We start from the raw sequence: 290 nt of genomic DNA, 5'->3' as shown, positions 1-290 counted from the left end.
TCGCCGGATATCGGGATGATCGTTCAAGCTCAAAATAGCCTTCCCTTCTAGGCGTCTCATTATCCCCGCCATTTTTTCGTACTCCTGCAAGCCAAACTCGACCCCGTAGCCAGCTGTTTGCCAATATGGCGGGTCAAGGTAAAAGAACGTATGAGCTCGATCGTACCGCTCCATGAGCTTGTACCAGTCCATGTTCTCGATAAAGGCGCCAGATAGCCTCAAGTGGGCTGCAGATAGATTTTCTTCTATCCGCAAGAGGTTGACTGGTGGAGCAGTGGTTGCCGTGCCCC

At 52.1% G+C, this 290-nt stretch carries 1 pseudogene; it reads right to left on the bottom strand.

Annotated elements, in window-relative coordinates:
• A pseudogene (locus F1735_RS36125) lies at positions 1-290 on the bottom strand (DNA adenine methylase); the annotation flags it as partial.

The sequence above is a fragment of the Massilia genomosp. 1 genome (assembly GCF_011682185.1).
GTDB classification, from domain to species: Bacteria; Pseudomonadota; Gammaproteobacteria; order Burkholderiales; family Burkholderiaceae_D; genus Telluria_A; species Telluria_A rubra.
This window is presented reverse-complemented; position numbering and strand designations above follow the sequence as displayed.